The 22,525-nt window shown below is 32.9% G+C and carries 24 protein-coding genes and 1 other RNA gene; 5 read left to right on the forward strand and 20 right to left on the reverse strand.

Features of this window, described 5'->3' with window-relative positions:
• Positions 1 to 185: 185 nt before the first annotated feature.
• On the forward strand, positions 186 to 716 hold the full coding sequence (locus JNUCC83_RS06405; RefSeq protein ID WP_454459227.1) for a P-loop NTPase family protein: 531 nt from the start codon (positions 186 to 188) through the stop codon (positions 714 to 716).
• Positions 717 to 889: 173 nt separating this feature from the next.
• Here the strand turns inward: JNUCC83_RS06405 and JNUCC83_RS06410 are convergent, their stop codons facing one another.
• From JNUCC83_RS06410 to JNUCC83_RS06425, 4 genes are read right to left on the reverse strand one after another with little or no spacing between them, the layout of a single operon-like run.
• Positions 890 to 1,525, reverse strand: a complete 636-nt coding sequence (locus JNUCC83_RS06410) for a TIGR01906 family membrane protein (protein WP_454459228.1) — start codon at positions 1,523 to 1,525, stop codon at positions 890 to 892.
• A gap of 3 nt (positions 1,526 to 1,528) precedes the next feature.
• Complete coding sequence (locus JNUCC83_RS06415; RefSeq protein WP_454459229.1) at positions 1,529 to 2,293, reverse strand: TIGR01457 family HAD-type hydrolase; 765 nt, start codon at positions 2,291 to 2,293, stop codon at positions 1,529 to 1,531.
• A 10-nt stretch (positions 2,294 to 2,303) separates the two neighbouring features.
• Positions 2,304 to 2,912, reverse strand: a complete 609-nt coding sequence (locus tag JNUCC83_RS06420) for a YutD family protein (protein ID WP_454459230.1) — start codon at positions 2,910 to 2,912, stop codon at positions 2,304 to 2,306.
• 31 nt (positions 2,913 to 2,943) lie between these two features.
• On the reverse strand, positions 2,944 to 4,299 hold the full coding sequence (locus tag JNUCC83_RS06425; protein ID WP_454459231.1) for a bifunctional metallophosphatase/5'-nucleotidase: 1,356 nt from the start codon (positions 4,297 to 4,299) through the stop codon (positions 2,944 to 2,946).
• Positions 4,300 to 4,382: 83 nt separating this feature from the next.
• Between JNUCC83_RS06425 and JNUCC83_RS06430 the strand changes: the two genes are divergently transcribed.
• Positions 4,383 to 4,856 (forward strand): methylated-DNA--[protein]-cysteine S-methyltransferase, encoded by a 474-nt coding sequence (locus JNUCC83_RS06430; protein ID WP_454459232.1) that lies wholly within the window; start codon positions 4,383 to 4,385, stop codon positions 4,854 to 4,856.
• A 10-nt stretch (positions 4,857 to 4,866) separates the two neighbouring features.
• Here the strand turns inward: JNUCC83_RS06430 and JNUCC83_RS06435 are convergent, their stop codons facing one another.
• From JNUCC83_RS06435 to gpsB, 10 genes are all read right to left on the reverse strand, one after another.
• Entirely contained in the window at positions 4,867 to 5,616 is a 750-nt protein-coding gene (locus tag JNUCC83_RS06435; RefSeq protein ID WP_454459233.1) for a tyrosine-protein phosphatase, read from the reverse strand.
• 119 nt (positions 5,617 to 5,735) lie between these two features.
• On the reverse strand, positions 5,736 to 6,320 hold the full coding sequence (locus tag JNUCC83_RS06440; protein ID WP_454459234.1) for a hypothetical protein: 585 nt from the start codon (positions 6,318 to 6,320) through the stop codon (positions 5,736 to 5,738).
• A gap of 61 nt (positions 6,321 to 6,381) precedes the next feature.
• Positions 6,382 to 6,558 carry a hypothetical protein gene (locus JNUCC83_RS06445; protein WP_454459235.1) on the reverse strand — a complete coding sequence of 59 codons (177 nt, stop codon included), beginning with the start codon at positions 6,556 to 6,558 and terminating at the stop codon, positions 6,382 to 6,384.
• The gene (locus JNUCC83_RS06450; protein ID WP_454459236.1) at positions 6,558 to 7,238 is read right to left on the reverse strand and encodes an NAD(P)H-dependent oxidoreductase; all 681 of its coding nucleotides are present in this window, start codon (positions 7,236 to 7,238) and stop codon (positions 6,558 to 6,560) included. Before JNUCC83_RS06450 ends, JNUCC83_RS06445 begins: the two co-directional genes overlap by 1 nt.
• Positions 7,239 to 7,299: 61 nt before the next feature.
• On the reverse strand, positions 7,300 to 8,190 hold the full coding sequence (locus tag JNUCC83_RS06455; RefSeq protein ID WP_454459237.1) for a class I fructose-bisphosphate aldolase: 891 nt from the start codon (positions 8,188 to 8,190) through the stop codon (positions 7,300 to 7,302).
• A gap of 112 nt (positions 8,191 to 8,302) precedes the next feature.
• A complete protein-coding gene (locus JNUCC83_RS06460; RefSeq protein WP_454459238.1) occupies positions 8,303 to 9,646 on the reverse strand; it encodes a TrkH family potassium uptake protein in 1,344 nt (447 codons plus the stop codon).
• 99 nt (positions 9,647 to 9,745) lie between these two features.
• Positions 9,746 to 11,248 carry a carboxypeptidase M32 gene (locus JNUCC83_RS06465; protein ID WP_454459239.1) on the reverse strand — a complete coding sequence of 501 codons (1,503 nt, stop codon included), beginning with the start codon at positions 11,246 to 11,248 and terminating at the stop codon, positions 9,746 to 9,748.
• Position 11,249: 1 nt separating this feature from the next.
• The gene (locus tag JNUCC83_RS06470; RefSeq protein WP_454459240.1) at positions 11,250 to 12,407 is read right to left on the reverse strand and encodes a THUMP domain-containing class I SAM-dependent RNA methyltransferase; all 1,158 of its coding nucleotides are present in this window, start codon (positions 12,405 to 12,407) and stop codon (positions 11,250 to 11,252) included.
• A gap of 75 nt (positions 12,408 to 12,482) precedes the next feature.
• Positions 12,483 to 12,853, reverse strand: an RNA gene (rnpB, locus tag JNUCC83_RS06475) — RNase P RNA component class B.
• A gap of 19 nt (positions 12,854 to 12,872) precedes the next feature.
• Positions 12,873 to 13,301, reverse strand: a complete 429-nt coding sequence (gene gpsB, locus JNUCC83_RS06480) for a cell division regulator GpsB (RefSeq protein ID WP_454459241.1) — start codon at positions 13,299 to 13,301, stop codon at positions 12,873 to 12,875.
• Positions 13,302 to 13,550: 249 nt separating this feature from the next.
• On the opposite strand from gpsB, the gene recU reads away from it, so the two are divergent.
• Together recU and JNUCC83_RS06490 are read left to right on the forward strand one after the other, a co-directional pair.
• Positions 13,551 to 14,165, forward strand: a complete 615-nt coding sequence (gene recU, locus JNUCC83_RS06485) for a Holliday junction resolvase RecU (RefSeq protein ID WP_454459242.1) — start codon at positions 13,551 to 13,553, stop codon at positions 14,163 to 14,165.
• Positions 14,155 to 16,416: a PBP1A family penicillin-binding protein gene (locus tag JNUCC83_RS06490; RefSeq protein ID WP_454459243.1), complete on the forward strand. Its 2,262-nt coding sequence runs from the start codon at positions 14,155 to 14,157 to the stop codon at positions 16,414 to 16,416. Before recU ends, JNUCC83_RS06490 begins: the two co-directional genes overlap by 11 nt.
• A 28-nt stretch (positions 16,417 to 16,444) precedes the next feature.
• On the opposite strand, the gene nth is transcribed toward JNUCC83_RS06490, so the two are convergent.
• From nth to JNUCC83_RS06505, 3 genes are all read right to left on the reverse strand, one after another.
• Positions 16,445 to 17,101 carry an endonuclease III gene (nth, locus tag JNUCC83_RS06495; protein WP_454459244.1) on the reverse strand — a complete coding sequence of 219 codons (657 nt, stop codon included), beginning with the start codon at positions 17,099 to 17,101 and terminating at the stop codon, positions 16,445 to 16,447.
• A gap of 8 nt (positions 17,102 to 17,109) precedes the next feature.
• Positions 17,110 to 17,814 (reverse strand): DnaD domain-containing protein, encoded by a 705-nt coding sequence (locus tag JNUCC83_RS06500; protein ID WP_454459245.1) that lies wholly within the window; start codon positions 17,812 to 17,814, stop codon positions 17,110 to 17,112.
• 139 nt (positions 17,815 to 17,953) lie between these two features.
• The gene (locus JNUCC83_RS06505; RefSeq protein WP_454459246.1) at positions 17,954 to 18,880 is read right to left on the reverse strand and encodes an NAD(P)H-dependent flavin oxidoreductase; all 927 of its coding nucleotides are present in this window, start codon (positions 18,878 to 18,880) and stop codon (positions 17,954 to 17,956) included.
• A gap of 234 nt (positions 18,881 to 19,114) precedes the next feature.
• Between JNUCC83_RS06505 and JNUCC83_RS06510 the strand changes: the two genes are divergently transcribed.
• Positions 19,115 to 19,726, forward strand: a complete 612-nt coding sequence (locus tag JNUCC83_RS06510; protein WP_454459247.1) for an FMN-dependent NADH-azoreductase — start codon at positions 19,115 to 19,117, stop codon at positions 19,724 to 19,726.
• A 41-nt stretch (positions 19,727 to 19,767) separates the two neighbouring features.
• Here JNUCC83_RS06510 and JNUCC83_RS06515 read toward each other — a convergent pair whose 3' ends face one another.
• The 3 genes from JNUCC83_RS06515 to JNUCC83_RS06525 all read right to left on the reverse strand — a co-directional run bounded on the left by JNUCC83_RS06515 (position 19,768) and on the right by JNUCC83_RS06525 (position 22,383).
• A complete protein-coding gene (locus JNUCC83_RS06515) occupies positions 19,768 to 20,709 on the reverse strand; it encodes a permease prefix domain 1-containing protein (RefSeq protein WP_454459248.1) in 942 nt (313 codons plus the stop codon).
• Entirely contained in the window at positions 20,709 to 21,038 is a 330-nt protein-coding gene (locus JNUCC83_RS06520) for a PadR family transcriptional regulator (protein ID WP_454459249.1), read from the reverse strand. Before JNUCC83_RS06520 ends, JNUCC83_RS06515 begins: the two co-directional genes overlap by 1 nt.
• A 118-nt stretch (positions 21,039 to 21,156) precedes the next feature.
• Positions 21,157 to 22,383, reverse strand: coding sequence for a hypothetical protein (locus tag JNUCC83_RS06525; RefSeq protein WP_454459250.1), 1,227 nt, complete (start codon positions 22,381 to 22,383; stop codon positions 21,157 to 21,159).
• Positions 22,384 to 22,525: the final 142 nt, after the last annotated feature.

The raw sequence follows: 22,525 nt of genomic DNA on the forward strand, positions 1-22,525 counted from the left end.
TCATCAATGTTTGCCAATGATATTTTATTATAATCATTCACCTTTATAAAAATATAAATATTAGTTTTATTACCATACTCTTTATTTTAGCTGAATATTTCTTATATAAAACAGTATTTTATTGAAAAAAATCGTTATTTATTGTACGATATGTATAGAACGATTGACTGGAGACTGTATAAAGGATGAAAATACGAATTATTGGTTACGCTGGTAGTGGAAAAACATCCCTTACCCTGGAACTACAAGAAAAATACCACATTCAAGGAATTTCTTTAGATGATTACTTGAAAATTAAAGATAAAAATCAACGATACTTAGAGCTAAGCAATCGTTTAAACAAATTACCAAATTGGATAGTGGAAGGCGTACAAGTTAGTCGTTGGACTGAAAAAAGCACCAATGATGCTGATTTGATTGTCATTTTAGACTATCCTTTATCATTAACGCAATATCGTGTTACAAAAAGAGCCATGAAACAGTGTTCTCAACGTAATAAATCCTTTTCACAACGAAAAAAAATCATCAAACGCATGTTTAAGTTATATAAATGGAATCGCCGATTTAAAAAAAGACTTCCTGATATCAAACAAAATTTATATACAGATCACGCAAAACTTTTAATTTTAGAATCTCCAAAAGACGAAAAACGTGTCCACAGAGAATTAAAAGCTACTTTACATAAAAATAACAAGAAAAAATCCAGCAAAAAATAAGTTTGATGTCGATGAAGAAACTCATCCGTACCTTTTTTACATACTGTACACTAAATCGTGTTGATAGAATTTAATCTATCAACACGATTTAGTGTACAGCCCTAATAAGCAACGAAAGTCAATCGACTTTCATTGCTTATTGTTTTTTATTTTTACCCGTCCAGCTCTTTTGACTAAGCTCCGTTTTTTCTTAATTCTTTTTTCCCTTTAAATAAAAGTAATAATAAAAATAGTATAAACAGTACAAAGAATAGTGCGAAACAATGGAAAAAATAATCTTGTGGTAATACTAAAATAATCGGATCTGTTTCTGGATAAAAAATCCACGCATCATTGTTAAAAAAGACTTCATGAAAAAGTACAAAAAACTGATCAAATGCTACAATCATAAAGAAAGCTAATGCTCCTAAACCAAACAAAATCCCTCTAATCATCGTCAACAGGGTCCATACCATTTTTGTTTTAATTAAACGATATAGATACATCACACTTGGGATTAATGTCACAAAAAAAACAGCATAGTTTAATTGAAACAAACGTTTAACCTCAAGAAAATGAAAAGCACCTTCTGTTGAAGTCGGGAAATCGTTCATAGAAAGAGTCTTTACCCAAAAAAAGTTTAAATATCGCATCAGTTCATCATAATTCGACATAATGGTTTGTCTACTATAATCAGTATACTCTGTAATCCCTAAATAATTTATATCAAAGGAATACAACCATCTTGCATTAATTGTCAAAGTAATTGCTAGACTCAATAAAAACAAAATCAATGTCACTCTTTTTAGTATTTCTTTTGCTTTTACCACACGTTATACCTGCCACTCATCTAAAGACTTAACAACATTTGTTGGAGCAATTGGTAGTGTTGCGACATCTTTTTCTTTAGTGAAACCTGTTAGGACTAAAAGAGTATCAATATCATTATCAATTCCTGCACGAATATCAGTCTCATAGTTATCCCCTACCATCATTACTTCACTGGCACGTAACTGTAATCGTTCAAGTGCTTTTTCCATCATGACAACTTCAGGTTTACCAATATAAGTTGCTCTTTGTTGTGTTGACGTTTCAATAGATGCAATTAAGCTTCCAGCTCCGGGCATTAATCCTCTATCAGTTGGAATATTTTTATCAGGATTAGTCCCTATAAAGTGAGCTCCTTTTTGAATTGCTAATGTGGCTACTGCTAATTTTTCATATGTCAAATCAGTATCCAATGCGACCACAACATAATCAGGTGTTTCTTCATCTAAGATAAATCCCGATGAATAGATTGCTTCTTTTAGTCCTTCTTCACCAATAACGTACACTTTGTCACCTAAATCCTTGTCTTTCATGTAGTCAACTGTTGCTAAACTAGCAGTATATATGGTTTCCTCTAATACATCGATATCAAATGATTCTCGTAATCTTGTTTGTACTGCTTTTGGTGTCTTAGTCGTATTATTTGTCACAAATAAAAAAGGAATATTCTTTTCTTTTAATCTGTCAACAAATCGCTTTCCAGCATCAATTGGTTGGTTTCCTAAATAAATAGTGCCATCTAAATCGATCAAATATCCTTTATATGTCATTGGTTAGCTCCTATTCTTCTTTTTTCTTTATTTTAAAATGACGTTCCTTTGTAGTGTTTGAACTATTTTTATTTGATTTGTTATTTTTTTTATTTTGAGTTTGATTATTTCTTTGTTGATTATTATTGCCTTTATATTTATTTTTCTTATTATTTCTAGCATCGTATTTTTTTTCACTAGTGTGGGCTTGTTTTTTATTCTTAGTTGGTTTAAAGCTAGTGGAGCGCCCTTTTCGTTTAAACTCCCCAATTTGTTCGATAACAAAATATGCACAGCCAAAATTACAAAATTCATACAAGTAATCATTCAACGTATTAATTTTTGCATCTAGTGGCGCGCTTTTAAAGTCATCTTTAAAGAAGCCACGCAAACGTAATTGGTCATATCCCCAATCTCCAACAATGTAATCATACTTTGCTAAAACATCGTTGTAACGTTTAATCAACGCTTCATAGTCAAACCCATCACGATAGTCTTTGACCAATCGATATGTTCCATTCGCCAATGGAAAAGAGTCAGGATGATAATTTTCAAGCATTTCCAATAAGACTTCATCTACTTCTTCTGGTTGTGTCTCTATAGATTCTATTTCTTCAACTTCTTTATATTTTTTTGCCATACGTAGTTACCTCTATCTTTTCATGTTAAATTTATTGACCTAAATACTCTGATAGATAGTTTCGTAAAAATTTTGGTCCTAAAATTTCAATGTCTCCAGCAATTTCAATTGTGGGAAAGAACGGAACAAAAGCTAAATGATCTACTGTTACAAAACTATATTGTTTATCTAAATAAATTGGCTGATTTAGCCAATATCCTTGGTTTAACGTTTCATCATAAGTAAAGCCATCATACCATACTTCACCAAAATATTTCCCTCTAAATTTCATTCCAACTATTGGAAACTTGCGTAAAAAATCGCGATTTTTTATAACTTCTTTGGCTAATCTTAACAAATCTCGACCTTTTAAGGTCACTTTAATTAAATTCATAGGATGAGGCAAGCTGGTGTGTATATCCTTAGCATTAATTTCTCCTGGACCTAAATCAGTTAAAAATAAGCCAGAATTAATCATTGAAACATCGCATCCACTACTTTTTTTCATCGCTTTTAAAGTTGTTAAAATAAGAGTGTCTTCTTTAGTAAGCTTTTCAGCTAATGTTGCTACTTTTGTTTCCTTTAATAGTTGGTTTCCTTTTATCATAAACTGACTAACTTCTTGTTCATCAGATATATGTTCCTTCAAAGAATCCACAGCCGTTGTTGTCGCTATTTTTTTTGTAATAATAGAATTCGTCAGCTCGAGTGTGACGTCTCCTACATATTCTCCAAACCGACCAGCTGCACACAACAACACACCATTTTCTATTAAACCTTCAGGCAATAAATGATGTGTATGTGAACCGAGAATCACATCAATTTCTGGAAATTCTTGGGCCATTTTTTTATCATCGTTGATACCTAAATGAGATAATAATATAATGACATCTACTTTTTCTGATAACTCAGCGACCATCTCTTTTGCACATTTATACGGATTAAGAACTTGCCAACCAAACGGAAAATAACTTAATTCCATGGGAGCTGTTAAACCAAAGATTCCAATTTTCGTTCCTTCACAACTAGTCAATATAATATATGGTTTAGCCCAACTAGGATAATGATTTGTTTGTCTATCCAATAAATTACTTAAAACAATCGGAAAATTTGCTTCTTGATACAAACGATTTAACACGTTTTTACTATTAGTGATTCCCTCATTATTTCCTATTGTTACAGCATCATAATGAACCTGATTCATCAACTCAACGTTTGCGACACCATTGGTAGCTTCTGTTAAAGGATGTACCCTATCCATAAAATCACCAATATCAAAGGTGAATACACTTGTCTGTGTTGTCATAAAATCAGTTGTCTGATCTTTAATCCACCGTCTAATTTTTGGCCACTTTTCTAAATGTGAATGTATATCGTTTGTATGCAATAAATGAATGACTTCTTTCATGTTTAACGTCCCTTCTCTTATCTTTTATACTATCATATCTTATAAAAATTGGGTATTATGATAAACAAAAGGAGTGAATTTATATGCCATACAAAGTTGGTCACCTGTTACTTGATATTAAAGCTAGTGAGGAAGGTATAACATCTATTCATTTTATAACACCTTCACAAGAAACTAGTGTGTCACAATCAGATAACCCTCTTATCCAACAATGCTTAGACGAAATCAATCAGTTTTTAAACAAAAAAATCACCACTTTTTCTATTCCTTTAGACATCCAGACAGGAACTGAATTTGAAAAAAGTGTTTGGTCTGCTTTACTTAAGATTCCATATGGCCAAACGTCTTCATATAAAGATATAGCAATAAAAATTAATCATCCGCGTGCCTATCAAGCAGTCGGGCAAGCCTGTAAAAAAAATCCCATCCCTATCGTCATCCCTTGTCATCGGGTAATCAGCAGGTCTGGAAAGTTAACTGGTTATTTTGGAGCTTCAGAATATGGCTTAACTATTAAACAATCACTATTAACATTAGAAAAAGGAAATCGATACTGATTTCCTTTTGTTATTTAGTATAAAGTTTTTGCATATCTTCAGAGAATGTTTCAGGTAAGTGCAATATGGTGGTAAAGTAATTATCCACACTGCCATAATGTTTCTCTATTAAATCAAATGCATAATCAAGATAAGCTTTATCTACATTCAGCATCACTAACATGTGATCAAGTTGTTGACTTGTGGCACCTTTTTCTTTCATTTCAGCAAAAATTGCCTCATTAGCTGCCTTACGTGAATCATTTGTTTTAAGATAATCTTCTTCGATTGCTTCCTTAGAAACATTTAGACTATAAAGGATAAGTGCTGCTCCAAATCCTGTACGGTCTTTTCCAGCATAACAATGGAACAGAGTTGCTTCATTAGGTTGATTAATAAAATCACTTAAAAATTTTGAGTAGCCCTTCTGTGCATTTTCTGATAATACCAATTCTTCATAAATAGTCATCATTGCTTTTTTAGGATCATATTTTGGATTTAGTAATTCTTCTAAGCTCGCTCCTTGCGAGGCAGTCGCTCCTAAGATATCAATATGTTCGTATAAAACACCTGCTAAACGATCATCAGGACTTTTACTAACTTCTATATCGCCTCTAAAATCAACAATCTTTTTAAGTCCATATGTTTCAATGAGTGATTGTTTATCCTCTGGTGAAATATTTACAACTTCACCGCTTCTTAAAAATTGATGATTAACCACTCTTTTATTATCAAGTGTTTGAATGTCTCCTAAATCTCTAAAATTTACTAAAGTATCCATCCAGTTTCCTCCTAAGAAAAACCATTATTTTCACTACAACTTATAGTTTACCAAACTTACGTTTTATTTAATAAGATTAAGTTTGAATTTTTTTCAAAAAAATATAAAAAAACGGTGAATTATCCACCGCTTACTGACGTCATTTGATCTTCGACGTACTCTATTTTTATACTTTTTGCTATCTCTTTTAAATTTAATATTTCTTTATTGGTTAATTTTTCATTACCAAACATTGTCACCGAAAAAAGAACATCTCCTGTTCTAGCTTTGTACATCAATGTTTTTTTGTCTTTAGAAAACTGAAGGGCCTCTTCCATTACTCCTAAATACTGTACAGGTTCTGCTTCATCCCACTTTATTCCATCCAATACATAGCCAGCAATCTCACCATACATTTTTTGGGTATTATCAAACGCATCAATTTGTATATAGTTCTTTCGATTATTTTCTTGCTGAAAAGTGCCCCAAAGTGATTGTTGTGTAAATTTTCCTTCAGATAAAATGTCATATTTTTCATTATTAAAACTAATTTTTGAATGACCCACTAGCATGTTATTAACGACTGTACTACGTTTGCCTTTTTTATCTTTAACAACCATCCCAACAGTACTTTCCGTGGTTTCATTTGTTTCTTTCTTCTTATCACCACAACCACTTAGGCCAACTAACAAGAAAAGTAATATCAGATAATTTACGTATTTCATTGGCTCTCCTATTAAATATGTTTTTCTTTACTATAACAAATTTCTACTGAAAGATAAATATCTACCACTCTTTAGGGCTCCATAGTAACCCATCAATTTCAGATTCGGCTTGATTAATTCTTGTGTATTGTTCGATTAATACCTCTTCAAGTCCTTTTAAAAAAGCTGTCACTTCATAAATTTGTGTTTCTTCTTTTAAAAGTGATAATTCATTTAGTATCCATTGTTTTTCGTCCACTATTCTGACCTCATTTCTTCTAATGTCATGAGTAAATGCTCTAATTCCAATCGGTTATTTTCGATAGACTCCTCAATAAATACTAATCGCTGATTTGAATCACTAATTAAATTATTTTTTCGTAATTCTCTTAAGCGCTCAATAAACCAAGCTTCTTTTATAGTAAATCGATCACTATTTTCTTTGGTTAAATATTGTTGATAATTTACTAACAATGCTTTCTTTTCATCTTCTTTTAAATATGAAAATAAAGACACGGTAAATGGTGTCAAATAAGTCATTTGGCATTTATATGCTATTGCTTGAAAAGGTTTAAGTAACTCTGATATTGAAAAATGTTCACTTCCACCTGCTTGAAAAGCCGACAATTTTTGTCCCGTATTTATAACGATACCTAATTCTTTTCCCTTAAGTTCTGATTGATACAAAGATTTCGTCAAGACTTTTTCCAACCACTTGTATAAAATATCTGGTGCGGCATACCAATACATTGGAAATTGAAAAATAATTCGGTCATGTTGGCGTAATAATTCTTGTGTTTTTGATAAATCAAAATTTGGTAACTCTTTTTGAATATCATAAATAGTAACTTGCGATAAGCTGGCACTACTTTCTTTAAAAAATGATTGCAATCCAGATTCATCAGAATTTGGATGGGCTATAACAACTAATGTTTTCATAAATGTTCTCCTAAATAGTTTCGATTAAAAAGACCATCTGTTAATCAGATGGTCATCTATATTATGTATTTGACGCATTAAATATAGCATGTAATGTTTGACGTAGATGGAAATCAAACTCTAAATCACTTTCCTGATAACTTAATCCTTCAGTTAATGCTCTTGAAAAACTAGCAATCATGTCATGATTCTCACTCAGTTTTTTGTCTGCTTCCGTTTGTCTTAAACCACTAGACGACGCAAGCATACGTACGATATGAGGAAACTCTAATAAATCATGATAAAAATCAGGTTCACTAGGTAATGTTAGTTTAAGCATGATTTTTACATGTTGATCTAATTGAGACAACTCATTTGCTAGTGCTTCTTTCAAATAAATTTCAGCTTGTTTTTTATCAGGAATATGTAACTCAATATCAGGTTCTAACATTGGGAGGTATCCTAGAGCATAAACTTTTTTCGCTAACTCAAATTGTTGTTTGACCAACTGATTAATTCCTTCTTTATTAGCAGAACAAACTAGTGAACGGTATTTAAAGCCAATAAAAGGAAAGTCTTTTGCTTTTTCTACTAAGTCATCAAATTCTGTTAAGTCTGCCATTTGTTGAACACCATTTATTTGGGGTGCTAATCCTTGATCAATTTTTAAAAATGGAAGTATCCCTTTTTTATCCCAAAGATAATTTGGCATTGGTTCTGAAAAAATAGTTCTCTCTAGTGCATCTTTGTATAAAATAACACCTAATACATATTTCGATGAAAACTCATCGCTGATAATCATACGCGTGCGCATATCATGAATAATGTTATGCATTTCTTCAGAAGTTTGATATGCTTCATCCGGCACACCATATTGTCTTAAAGCTCCTGGTGTACTTAAGTCACCTTGATCCATTGCTGCAATAAATCCCGGATGTGTTTTTACAATCGTCAATGTTTTTTCATCTAACATGTCACATTCTCCTTTATTTTTAATATGCTCATTATAATACATAACAGATACAAAATTAAATTAAAATTTGAAAGTTTTCAAAAAAATATTATCATTAACTCGTACAACAAGTTTATCCAATCAATACAGTTTCTTTTGGATAATTAAATTTATTACCTACATCATTAAGTTCTTTTCTTAGTAATGCATACATGACTGTATACAACCCAACTCGTCCGATAAACATTAAACACATAATAAGTAATTTACCAAAAATAGTCAAATGTGGCGTCAACCCCATTGTTAGACCAACCGTAGCAAAAGCAGACACCACTTCAAATAAGACATATTCAATACCAGAATAAGGTGGACTATACTCAGTCATTGACAGTACTAGCGCACTAAGTAGACACAATAAACTGGCAAAAAAGAATAAAACAAAAGATTTCATAACAATATTTCTAGGAATTGAACGTTCTTGCCACTCTGCTTCGTCTCGCCCCTTTAAAGTACTCACTAACTGGACAAGCAAAACACCTAAAGTTGTGGTTTTTATCCCACCAGCTGTTGAACCTGATGTTCCACCAATAAACATCAAAACAATCGTTAGTATCAGCCCAGCATAACTCATTGAACCATAATCAATTGATGCAAAGCCTGCTGTTCTTGGTGTAACACTTAAAAAGAAGGTATTAGTAATTTGTTTAAAGAGTGACATATTATGGAATCTTTCAGTCACTGCAAATAAAATAGTTCCACCGATTAAAAGACTCAAGGTCACTGTTAGAGCTATTTTAGTATGTAACGACAATCGTTTATGTTCTTTTAGATGGATCAAATCATACCAGACAATAAAACCAAATCCACCTGAGATGATAAGCCCTGAAATCACTAATAATACATAAGGATTTTGTTGATAACCTAATAAACTATCACCAAATAAATCGAAACCAGCATTACAAAAAGCTGATATAGCATGAAATAAACTATAAAATATTCCTTTTCCCATACCATATTGAGGTATAAATTGAAAACCTAGTAATATAGCCCCTAATAATTGAACACCAACTGAAAAACGCACAACAAATTTTAGTAACTTAACAACGCCACCTTGATTATTTAAGTTAAGCATCTCTTTAATAACTAAGCGTGATTGCAACGATACTCTTTTCCTAAACATCATCGCCACAATAAGGGCTATGGACATAAAACCAAGGCCACCTATTTCAATCAAAATCATCATAATGACATGGCCAAATGGACTAAGCACTTGAGAAATATTAATCGGTGTTAATCCAGTCACACACACGGATGATGTAGCGACAAACAATGCATCAATATAACTAAGATGTTGGCCTGTTTGATGGCTGATTGGTAAAAACAACAAAAATGATCCAATAAAAATAATAATTAAAAACATAAGGGAGATAAACTGTACTGTATTAAATCGTTTAAATCCTTTTTTTTGAATTTCCATCTAGCTTCTCCTCTAAATTATCATATCTGACTATTTTAACCTGTATACAATACTTTCTCAATAAAAAAAGTTACAGAATCATCTGCAACTTTTAAAAAACTATTTTGCAACGTTGTATACATTAAAGTATAAATCTTTCATATAATCAATCAAGTATTGTGGGTTTAATTCCTCACCTGTTGCTTCAACAATTAATTCATTTGGTTTTTTAGAACTACCATATTGATGGATACGTTCAGTTAACCATTCTCTGATCAATGAGTAATCATCACTTGCTAATACCTCTTCAACATTTATGTCTTTATTCATTGCATGATACAGTTGCGCAGCATACATATAACCTAACGCATATGATGGGAAGTAACCAAAACTTCCGCCTGCCCAATGAACATCTTGCAACACACCCTCTGTGTCATTTTCAGGACGAATACCTAAATACTGTTTATATTTATCATTCCATACTTTTGGTAAGTCTTTTACTTCTAAATCACCATTAAATAACATTTTTTCAATCTCATAACGAATAATAATATGGAGAGGATACGTTAACGAATCAGATTCAATTCTCACTAAACTTGGCTGTGTTAATTTTAATCCTTTGTAGAAGTCTTCTGTTGAAATGTCTGCAAATGTTTCACCTGTTAATTGTTTTAATAACTCAAATTGTTTGTACCAAAATGCCTGGCTTCCTCCAACAATAATTTCATTAAACAATGATTGAGATTCATGAATGCCCATAGAAGTTCCGCCTGATAACGGAGTATAGTCAAATTTAGCATCGACATTTTGCTCATACATCCCGTGACCTGCCTCGTGGATAACGCCTAATGTAGCCATAATAAAATCATTATCATCCCAACGAGTTGTAATACGAGCATCATTACGGTTTAGATTTAACATAAATGGATGAACGGTATCATCTAAGCGACCTCTTGAAAAATCATAGCCTAGCTGTTCAACAATTTTTGTCACAAATTCTTTTTGAATTTCTTTAGGGACAGTTCGGTTGATAAAATCGGTATTAGGAGTTGTACCTTTTTCTTCTAACTCTTTTCGAATAGACATAATACCTTCTTTAACTTGGGCAAAGACATCATCTAATACTTCTACTGTAATACCTGGTTCATACTGATTTAATAATACATCATAATCAGTTGCTTCATCTTTACGCCATAGTGGAATAAACTCTTTGGTCATGGCCACAATATCAGTCAAAATTGGTTCAAAAATAGAGAAATCTTGTTTTTCACGAGCCGTTACCCAAACGCTATGTGCATTAGATAATAAACGCGAATACTCTTGAAAACGATTTGCGGGAATTTTATTATTTAAGTCGTAATTTTCTTTAGTTTTCTCAAATACTTGCTTTCCAAAATCAGATAATTCATCAGGATGAGCTGAAAAGTATTCCATATACTCTTTCATTATGTCATTAGTTGATTTATCAAAGGCCATTCCTGCTAAATAACTAGACATTTCAGCTCTATATTCAGCTCCTTTTTCTGGCATACCTGTTTGGCTATCCCATTCCGCTAAACCAACAGCTTCATTTAATAACGCTATTTCTTTTAAATAAGCTAAAAACTCTTGTTCTTTACTCATATTAGTTTGCTCCTTCAGTTTTTGGTTTTCTTGGTGGACGTGTTCCCCAATATTGGAATAAATCTGTTCTAAGTGCTCCATTATACAATTTGCGTTTTTTAGTCGCTTTTGCGCCATAATAACTTTCAAACTGCAAGTCACTAGTTAATATATATTTACTCCATGTCTTAAGTGGGCGGTAAACATCTCCCATTTGTTTATACAACTCTCTAACAGCATCTTCTTCGCCTAGACGCTCTCCGTAAGGCGGATTGGCTACAATCACACCATATTCTTTATCTGTTGTAAAATCACTTAGCTGCATTTGTTTAAACGTGATGTCCTCACCTAATCCGATTTCTTCAGCATTTTTTTTCGCTATTTCAATCATTTTAGGGTCAATATCAGTTCCCAAAATATCTAATTCAGTCTCATAATCTACCTGTTCATCTGCTTCAGCACGCAATCGTTCCATAATAGAATCATCCACCCAAGGCCAAGATTCAAATAAAAATTCACGATTAAATCCGGGTGCCATGTTTCGACCAATTAGCGCAGCTTCTATACAAAACGTTCCCGAACCACACACTGGGTCATAAAATGGTCGATCTTTTCGCCAAGTCGTTAAAGAAATAATTGCTGCTGCCATATTTTCTTTTAACGGCGCTCCACCTTTTTCTAAACGATACCCTCGTTTAAATAAACTAGGTCCAGTCGTGTCGATTGTTATAGTCACTTTATCCTTTAACAATGCTACTTCAATTGGAAATTGTGCGCCTGTTTCTGGTAATCTACCATATCTTGAGTAATACTCACTCAAACGATTAACAATTGCTTTTTTTGTTAACGCTTGGCAATCAGATACACTAAATAGCGTTGATTTAATGGATTTACCGGATACAGGAAAATTAGCATCCATTGGTAAAAAATCTTCCCAGGGTAGCTCTTTCACTTGATCAAATAAAGACTCAAACGTTTTTGCTTCAAATTCTCCGACAACAATTTTAATTCTATCAGCTGTTCTAAGCCATAAATTAGCTCGTCCAATGGTTTCAATGTCTCCATAAAAAATGGCTTTACCATTTTCCACTTCACATTCAATTCCCATATCTCTTAGTTCTCGACCGACAAGTGCTTCTATACCACTTGCTGCTGTTGCAATTAATTTATATTTTTTCATGTTTGTAACTCCAATTAATTTTATTTTAGAAAAAAAGCCTTCCATCAAACTGGAAGGCTCCCTGATGTTGTAATTTTCTATAAGCCATGTTCTGTATTGATTACTGCCAGGTAACACTAATCAACGATAATCATCTGTCTACAGAAATTATTCTGTCCCATCTCTAAGTTCATTTCCTTGAGACAGGTGCCCCTACCATTGTTTGGGTTGCTCGCTCGAGGGGTTTACCCGTTCCACTGATTTTATTTCTAAAATCACTTCGTCACTGTGGCACTTTCAAGGATACTTTAGCATAGCAAGGCCGTAGCTATTTTTCCTGCCGTTACCTCTAATAAGAGGTACCTTAATTTATGGTTTCATTAAGCACGAACACTACAAACATCTCAGTTTGTGCGAGCATGGACTTTCCTCACCTTACGTTATGTAAACTGCGATTATCCGAAAATTACAAATTATATTGTTTGTTTAGAATCGACGAGTAGCGCCTAAATCATCATTATTTAATACTTTTTCTACGGCTGATGACAAAGATGCACGTGCTTGTTCATTTACATCAACTTTCACAGAACCAGATACTTCTTCTAATTTTTTACCAAAAACTTCTTTTTCAAGATTCGATAAACGTTTTAGAATATCAAAATTTGTCACTGATGTTGGATTTGGCACATCTTGCTTCATACGAGAAAGAGTTGCTTGGCTTTGAGTCAATTGATCTACCTTGTTAACCAAACGATGATTTTCTTCTCTTAATGTTAATAATTCTTGATTATATGTTTCATAATCTTTAATGACCGTATCCAAGAATTCATCTACTTCAACTGGGTCATATCCTCGTACTTTTGATTTAAATTCTTTCTGTAAAATATCTCTTGCTGATAAATTTAATTTAGTCAATTAATACACCTCATCATTTATGTCATTTTTAAAATATTTTTTCACTTTTATGTCGCATATTATTTCATATATGTTTAGAAATTATGTTACTCTCCATATTATACTATAATCAGTTTTGCCTTGTAACACAACTCTTTTAATAAAAAAATTAAAAATTTAGTAATTTCTTGTATATTAAATTAAGTTTATTCTATTTTCCTTTTCATTGTATTTCAAGGTTTGATATAATGGTCAAAGGAGTGTGGTATTTTGGCTATTAATTATCCTAATGGTGTCTCTAAACACTATGAAAAGGCAAATAATAAAAAGAAACAAAAATCTTTTTCTAATCGTGGAATGTCTTTTGAAGAATATATCAATCAAAGTAACGCCTATTATTTATCAAAAGGCATGGCTGTTGTCCATAAAAAACCAACGCCCGTACAAATTGTTAATGTAAACTATCCCAAAAGAAGTGCTGCTGTCATTACCGAAGCATACTTTAAAGAAGCTTCAACAACTGACTACAATGGTATTTATAAAGGTTATTATCTTGACTTTGAAGCAAAGGAAACAAAAAACAAAACCTCGTTTCCTATTAATAACTTTCATGAACATCAGATTATGCACATGAAACAATGTCTTAAACAACAAGGGGTTGTCTTTGTACTGATATGGTTTTCCACTTTACAACGTTGTTTTTTTCTACCCGCTAAATATGTCATTGATTATTGGGAACACAAGGAAAGTCAAAGAAAATCTATCCCGTTTTGTTTGATAGAAGAAGTTGGGTATGAACTACAATTAGGCATGGCTCCAATTGTACCATATCTGACAGTTATTGATCACTATATATTAAAAGGAGATTCTATTTATGGAAAATAGTTTAATTGGGAAAAAAAAGCCCAACAAGAAACAAAAAAAACGTAATACAAAAAAAATTTTGTTGGTTACCCTAGCTGTCATACTTTCACTTATTATTATACCTATTATTGGTGGTGCAGGGCTTTTCTTTTATTACGTAAAAGATGCTCCTACCCTTGATTATAAAAAACTAGAAGATACACGCTCATCAAAAATGTATGCTTCTAATGGTGAAATGTTTTTAGAAATTGGTGAAAAAAAACGTGAAACAATCGAACCTAATCAAATTCCCCCAGTGTTAAAGCAAGCGATTATTTCAATTGAAGACAAACGCTTTGAAAAACATGCTGGAGTTGATCCAATACGTATTGTCGGAGCTGCAGTATCAAATATTAGAGGGACGAGTAGACAAGGTGGAAGTACCTTGACCCAGCAGTTAATTAAATTATCCTTTTTCTCAACTAAAAAAGAAGATCAAACCATCAAACGTAAAGCCCAAGAGGCGTGGTTATCTGTTGAACTTGAACGTAAAAAATCAAAGGATGAAATTTTAACCTATTATATCAATCGCGTTTATATGGCAAATGGTGTATATGGTATGCAAACGGCAGCCGAAACGTATTTTGGTAAGAACCTAGGTGACCTATCTCTGGCACAGTATGCTTTACTAGCAGGTATGCCACAAGCTCCGATTGATTACGACCCTTATACTCATCCTGATTTAGCGACAAAAAGAAGAAATCTTGTTCTAAGTGAAATGTATAAAGATAAAGTGATTTCTAAAAAAGATTATGATGAAGCCAAAAACACAAAAATAGAAGATGGATTAGTGACACTTAAAGAAGATTCAACAACCCAAGTTGTTACCGACAACTATGTGAAGCAGGTGATTGATGAAGTACAAAAGAAAACAAAGAAAAATGTTTATACTGATGGATTAGATATTTATACCAATATGGATTTAGCTGCTCAAACCTATCTATATAATCTAGTGAATAGCGACAACTCTGCTATCAACTTTCCTGACGATAAATTCCAAGCAACTGCAACTTTAATTGATGTAAAAAATGGTGATGTTCGCGCACAAATTGGTGGGCGTAACGTAGGCGATGGTGCGATGAATGACAATAAAGCCGTGACAGCAAAACGAAACATCGGTTCAACTGCTAAGCCATTAGTAGCCTATGCTCCAACGATTGAAGACTTAAATTATGGGTCAGGTCAAGTTTATGCTGATGCACCGTATAAATACTCTGATGGGACTCCGGTTTATAACTATGATAAATCTTATCGAGGCAATTTGACAATGCGTGAATCATTAGTTGATTCCAGAAATATTCCTGCATTAAAAGCTCTAAAAGAAGTAGGAGATGATAAATCAAAAGAATTCATTTCTAATTTAGGATTAAATAATAACGTTTATGAGGGAACTGCTATTGGTTTTGAATCTTCTTCGGAAAAATTAGCGGCTTCATATGCAGCCTTTGCTAATGGCGGTGTCTATTATGAGCCAAGCTATGTTAGTAAAGTAGTTTATGCTGATGGAACGGAAGAAAGCTTTGAATCTCAAGGAAAACGAGCGATGAAAGAATCGACTGCTTTCATCGTTACCGATATGTTAAAAGACGTTATTAACCGCGGAACTGGAACCGCAGCTCAAATCGATGGTATCGTGCAAGCGGGTAAAACTGGAACTAGTAATTACGACGATGATGTATTATATAAAGTAAAAGGAGAAGGAAGTCCAGATATTACCTTTGTCGGTTACACTCCTAAATACTCATTAGCAGTATGGACTGGTTATGATGATTACTATCAACCTGTAACATTGTATAATCAACAACTTGCAATGGATATCTATCGTCAATTTATGTCTTATCTCTACCAAAACATAGAGCCAACAGATTGGAAGCAACCTTCTAATGTTGTTCGAATTGGCAATGAGGTTTATGTAAAAGGACATACAAAACAGAATCAACCTTCCTATAGTAATCAATCCAATGACACAACTTTCTATAATTACTATGAAGAAAATACAGTTACTACCCCTTCTTCTAGTAAAGAAAATACGAAAGCTGATAGTGAAAAAGAAGAAATAAAAACTGAAGTTTCCCAAGAAAAACCAGCAGTTGAAAATAGTAAACCTGATACAAGCTCAGATAATGACACGCAGACTAACCAAAGCGGTACAAATAATAGCGGAAGCAATAATGTCACGCCCCCTGCACAAGATATTAAGCCACGCAGTAACACCTCAAAAAAAGATGATTAAAAAACAAGGAATGATGCTAATTTAGGCATTATTCCTTGTTTTTATTTTTCATATTTTTTTGACCTTCAGCACACAAATCCAACAATAAACAACCATCACATTTTGGTTTTCTAGCGGTACAATGATATCTTCCAAATAAAATCATTGTATGGTGGGTATCTACCCATCGTTCTTCAGGTATTTTTTTCATCAGTGTCTCTTCCACTTCGTCAACTGTTGCTGATTGTTTACAGATTCTCAATCGCTTACTTACACGTTCCACGTGAGTATCTACAGCAATGGAAGGGACATTAAACATATCTCCAGCAACTACATTGGCCGTTTTTCTACCAACTCCTGGCAAGCTCATCAGCTCTTTTTTCGTTTTGGGTACTTCACCGTTAAATCGGTCGACTAACATTTGAGATGTCTTGATAATATTTTTAGCTTTCGTCTTATACAATCCGATGGTTTTGATACGTAGCATGACATCCTCTAATGGAGCTTGAGCTAACGCTTCAGCGCTTGGGTATGCTTCAAACAAATAAGGGGTTGCTTTATTTACAGATACATCCGTTGCCTGTGCACTTAAAATAACAGCAATTAAATATTGAAAGGGTGATTCATGATTTAACTCACCTTTTGCGTCCGGATATAATTCTTTCATCAAATCAATCGCTTCAAGTGTTTTCTTTTTTGATAACATATTTTCTCCTATTTATCCCCCGGATTCAACCAATTGTACATTGGAATTTCTGGTAAGTCTGATTCTTGACTGGTGGGTTTTTTAGCATCAATTTCCTGTAATCGTTTTTTTTGATCTTGTTGTACCAGTTGTTTACTAGTTAAATTTTTTCTCTCCCAATTCAGTAAAATCCTATCCATATATTTTAAACTATATGCCTGGTTTAATATTGCTTCTCTCAAAGCTAACTCGATTAATTCCACAGAATACTTGTCAATATCAAGCCATTGTTGGATTGTTTCTAATTCTATTGGAGATAAAGAACGTCCAAACTCCTGTTCAAATTGGTTAAATAAAGAAGCTTTCTTATCATCTATTATCTCTGATATTTTTTTTTCGTTTTCTTGTCTCATCACTTGTTCAATTTTTTCATATACTGGCATTAAATCATATCGATCTTCAGTTTTTCCAGCAATATTTGGTTTAGTTTCTATTGATATAATGCCTTTTGTCATTAATTCTTGTACCATTTGATAGCCAGAATCGATGGACAAAGACATTGGTTGTGTGATTTTCTGCATATCTGGAAAGTAATCTCCTTTTTCCTGATAGCTTAATAACTGAAAATAAAATAATAACTCTGAATCTGTCATACCCACGTGCTTATAATAGCTAAGTAATAAGTTCGATACGTTGGTTGTACCACTTTTTAAAAAAGTATCCAAAGATACCATATTCTCACCCCTTCACCTAAAGTATAACAAAATAAATATAAAAAAACAGAATACCGCTCCTAAAAATATGTCGTACGCCCCAAAAGTTAGATTAAAAAATCTATTTTTTGGGGCGCACGACATTTAAATTATCTTTTTCCTAAATTATCGGTAGAGAAATCTGTCTGTATTGTGTAATAATTTCTTCGTGTAATTCTTTTACTGTTTTAATTTGATCTATGGTTCCTATAATTTGTCCAGCCATGACTGATCCATTAACCATGTCGCCTTCTTTAACAGCTTTATATAACGAACCAATGGTTAATGCTTCTAACTTATCTCTAGATACTTCTTTTGCTTCAAGTTCTAAATAATGTGCAGTCATTTCATTACGAATATTTCTAACAGGCGCACCGTTTCGACGCCCAGTTACAACTGTCGATGTTTCATTTGATACGAGAATTTCATTTTTATAGGGATCAGAAACAGGACATTCTTCAGTCGATAAGTATACTGTTCCCATTTGAATCCCTTTGGCCCCTAATGCTAAAGCTGCAGCTAATGAGCGTCCATCCGACAATCCACCTGCTGCTACTACTGGGATAGTCAATGCTTTAGTGGCAGCAGAAACCAACGGAAACGTACATACCTCACCAATATGCCCCCCTGCTTCCATTCCTTCGACAATAACAGCGTCTGCTCCTAATTCTTGCATTTTTAGTGCTATTTTTACGTTAGGAACAACAGGCATAACTATCACATCATGTTCTTTTAATCGTTTCATATAAGGTTTAGGCGTTCCAGCACCTGAGGTAATAATCTTTACATTTTCCTCAATCACTACATCAATGATTTCATCTCGATTTTCCATCATTAGCATTACATTAACTGCAAAAGGCTTATCTGTTAGTTGCTTTGTTTTTCTAATTTCACCTCTTACTTGCTCAGTCGTCATTCCTCCTGAAGCTATGACACCTAGTCCTCCGGCATTTGATACCGCACTAACTAATTCAGATGTTGAAATTTTTGCCATTGCTCCTTGAATAATTGGATACTTTATCCCTAATAATTCATTAATTAATGTCATCTTTATCCTCTTTCTGTTTCCTTACTTTGTGAGTCAATTCCTTAAGTTAATAGTACTCGTTATTGATAACGATTTCAAATCACTTTTTCTTAAGCTAACTATTATAAAAACTAATAGTTTTAAACTGTATGCTAATACCTCTTTAAAAAAAGCTTTGCTATTTTTCACAAAATACTTTATATTAATAGTTACTGATAATTAATAAGTAAATTATAAATGAATCGAGGAATTATTATGGCAAATGTATTAGTTATTAAAGCACACCCTTTAACAAAAGACGGATCGCGTACTCTAACTGTTTTAGATGCCTTTTTATCATCTTATGAAGAAAGTCATCCACATGATACAGTAGAAGTAGTAGATGTTTATGAAGATGATGTCCCAGAAATTGATAAAGATATTCTGACTGGTTGGGCTAGTTTAAAAGAAGGAAAAGAAATTAGCGATGTTCAAGCTAAAAAAATTGAACGTTTTTCTCAATTAACTGAACAATTTCTGAACTCTGATAAGATAGTTATTGCTAATCCACTTTGGAATCTAAATATTCCAACAAAACTAAAAGCATGGATTGACACTATTGTTGTAGCAGGAAAAACATTTAGATACACTGAAGATGGAAAAGAACCATTAGCTCCTGGTAAAAAAATGATTCATATTCAAGCTAGCGGCGGCATCCACTCCGGTGAAGATACCTCATCACAATACATCAAAGAAATTTTTAATTTTGTCGGTGTTGAAGAGACAGATGCTATCGTTATTGAAGGGTTAGATTATCAACCTGATAAAGCAGATGAGATTTTACAACAAATTATTGTTAAAACAAAAGATATCGCAAAACAATTCTAAAAACATAAGGTTACATCAAAATCAATGATGTAACCTTATGTTTATGCTTTATTTTGAATGACACCAGACAGTACACCACCAATAGGAAAAACAATCCAAGAAATAAACCATCCGTCAAATAAAAATCCCCAAGCAAAGAAGATTAATAAAATAACTAACCAGTAAAGAGATTCAAATCTTTTATAACCTTGAAACCGTCTAATATCTTGAAATGAACTATTTTCAGCTAATCCATTTTCTAATAAAAAATTATAACTACCTTGAATATTTCCAGCGTAAATAAAGAAAAAACAAGCAATTGAAGCAATTAACAAGAGAGAACTTGCCCCCAGATCATCACCAAACCCCATAAAGTAAAGAAACATAACTGAAGCAACAGACATAACCGACAAACCAACACCCAAGACAATGGATAGAATAAAGGAGCGCTGATACTCTTCCTTTGCATTCTCCAGAAGATAGCGATCTTCAGTATTTAAAATAAATCCTTTTTTTAAATAGTCATACGATGACAATTTCATACCGCCCATAATAAACAAGGCTAATCCCCCAAATCCGCCTAAAAATAAAACCATAAGTCCCAAAGCTGGATTAAATCTTTGGACAAACAAAAGAAAACTGCTAATTGCTATACCAATCGACACCACACCACTACCAATCATCACTCCTGTCAGTCTTTTAGTTTCAAGATATTTTGTAATAACAGACTCCGTTAATATTGGAAGTCTAGGACTAATCACTTCTTGATAATCATCATCAGCTCTTTCTTCCATAGAAATATCCAAAGAATCCAGGAGTTCATCAATACTTCCAAACTCAGCAATAACTGTTCCTAATGCTTCATTTTCTGCTTTACCTTCTTCCATCAACTCTAAATATTTTTCTTTCATGTTTAAAAGGATGTCTTCCTTAATAGATTGTAGTTCCATTGTTCGTGGTAAATTGACAAACATGGCATCCACATAATTTTCAATGACTTTCATTATAAATCCCCTCCTAAAAAGTTATCAATGACTTCTTTTGTTAACGACCATTCTTCTTTTTTTTCTAAATAATACTGTCTTCCTTCTGGTGTAATTTTATAGTATGTCCTTTTTTTCCCAAATGTTTCATTTCCTGGATAAGAGGTGATGTACCCATTTTTTTTTAAACGGTTAAAAGCAGAATACAGTGTTGTTTCTTTTATAATATATTTTCCATTACTCTGTTCTTTAATTTTTTTTGAAATCTCATAGCCATAAGAATCCTCATCAATCAAAAGGGAAAGTATTAATGGATCATTATACCCACGGATAATATCGCTACTGATCATTCAATCACCTCACAAATTACTTTATCTATCGTAGTAAATAGAGTCTATCATTTTTACTACGACTAATCAAGTAATTTTGCAAAGAAAAAAACCGTCACAATGACGGTTCACTAACGATTTATTTTTCTTGATAAAATGACATAGGCCATTTATCAAAAAATGTGTTCATAAATAACATTGGCATCATGTAAACAAATTGTCCTCCTAAAATGCCTAACATTGGATGTTCTAATCCTAAATGATTGCCACCAAATGGCCATAAATGAAGTGTCTTAAGCCAAAGTATTCCAAGAACAGATCCAATTGAGATAACAATAACTAATTGAATCAAAATACGTTTCCATGCTGATGGGACGATATTTTTATTAGGGTAATCATCAAAATGGTGATGCCATGTGAGTAAGACGTTAATAATTGTTAAGACAAATGAAGCGACTGCTAAGTCTGGATCAATTCCTACTTCATTTGCAATAGGTGTTAATAGATTGCTTAAAATTGGTAACATGACAAATGCCCCTATAACTGAGATAACTAATCCGATTAAACCAGAAATTGGTTGACGTGTTGTAAATAACTTTTGAGGATAACCTTCTGCTCCTTCTGCTGGTAGTAAAAAGAAAAAGATAAATAACTGACACCAAGCAATTGCCGTTGACCAAGAACCAAATGGAACTTGCGTAATAGCTACTCCATCAATTTGTAGTTGGAAAAAGCTCGGAACGATAAAAACAATCCAGTTAAATAATGCTAAAAACAGACCTAAAAATAACGTCCCAAATGACATAGACCAACTTGATTGACTTCGTTGACTAAATGGGTATTTCCCAAATAAACTAACCAATGGAATTTGAGTAAGTATTACAGATAAAGCAAAAAAGTTAATAGCCGACCAACCTTTTATAGCTAGTAATGCCTGTGCCTCACTATTTGGTCTGAATAATACTTGCCAACTAAATGGTTCCCACCATAGACCTAAAAATGTGACAAACACACTAAAACCAATCGCTCCTACTAAAAATGCTAATAGAGTATATCTAATCCCTGTTTTTAAATGTGACAAGTTTTTAGAATACTTTCCATAATTTCCTAAATTTAAACTAAACCATACCCACGTTGAAATTACTAACCAAAAAAACGTGCCTTCAACAGACTCTTTAAAAAAGTGTCCATGAATGTCTGTGGGTAAGTTATTGAGTGCTTCTCCTCCAATTAAACGAATAATCAATTGCCAAAAATTAGACCAAATAATCCAACCAACTGATGCAAATAAAATTAAAAAAATAACAGATATGATACCACTTACCACTGGATGTTTAATTTTTTTAGCTATTACTATATTTTCCATAACCTTCTCCCTTAAGCTTATTATTTATATTGTTTATATATTTGCGCAAAATATAAGTTTAATTTATAACGCATTGTAATCGATTACAAGTTATAAAAAATTATGGTATCTAATAGTTATTTTAATAGGTTAAAAGTATTGA

The sequence above is a fragment of the Vagococcus sp. JNUCC 83 genome (assembly GCF_053667615.1).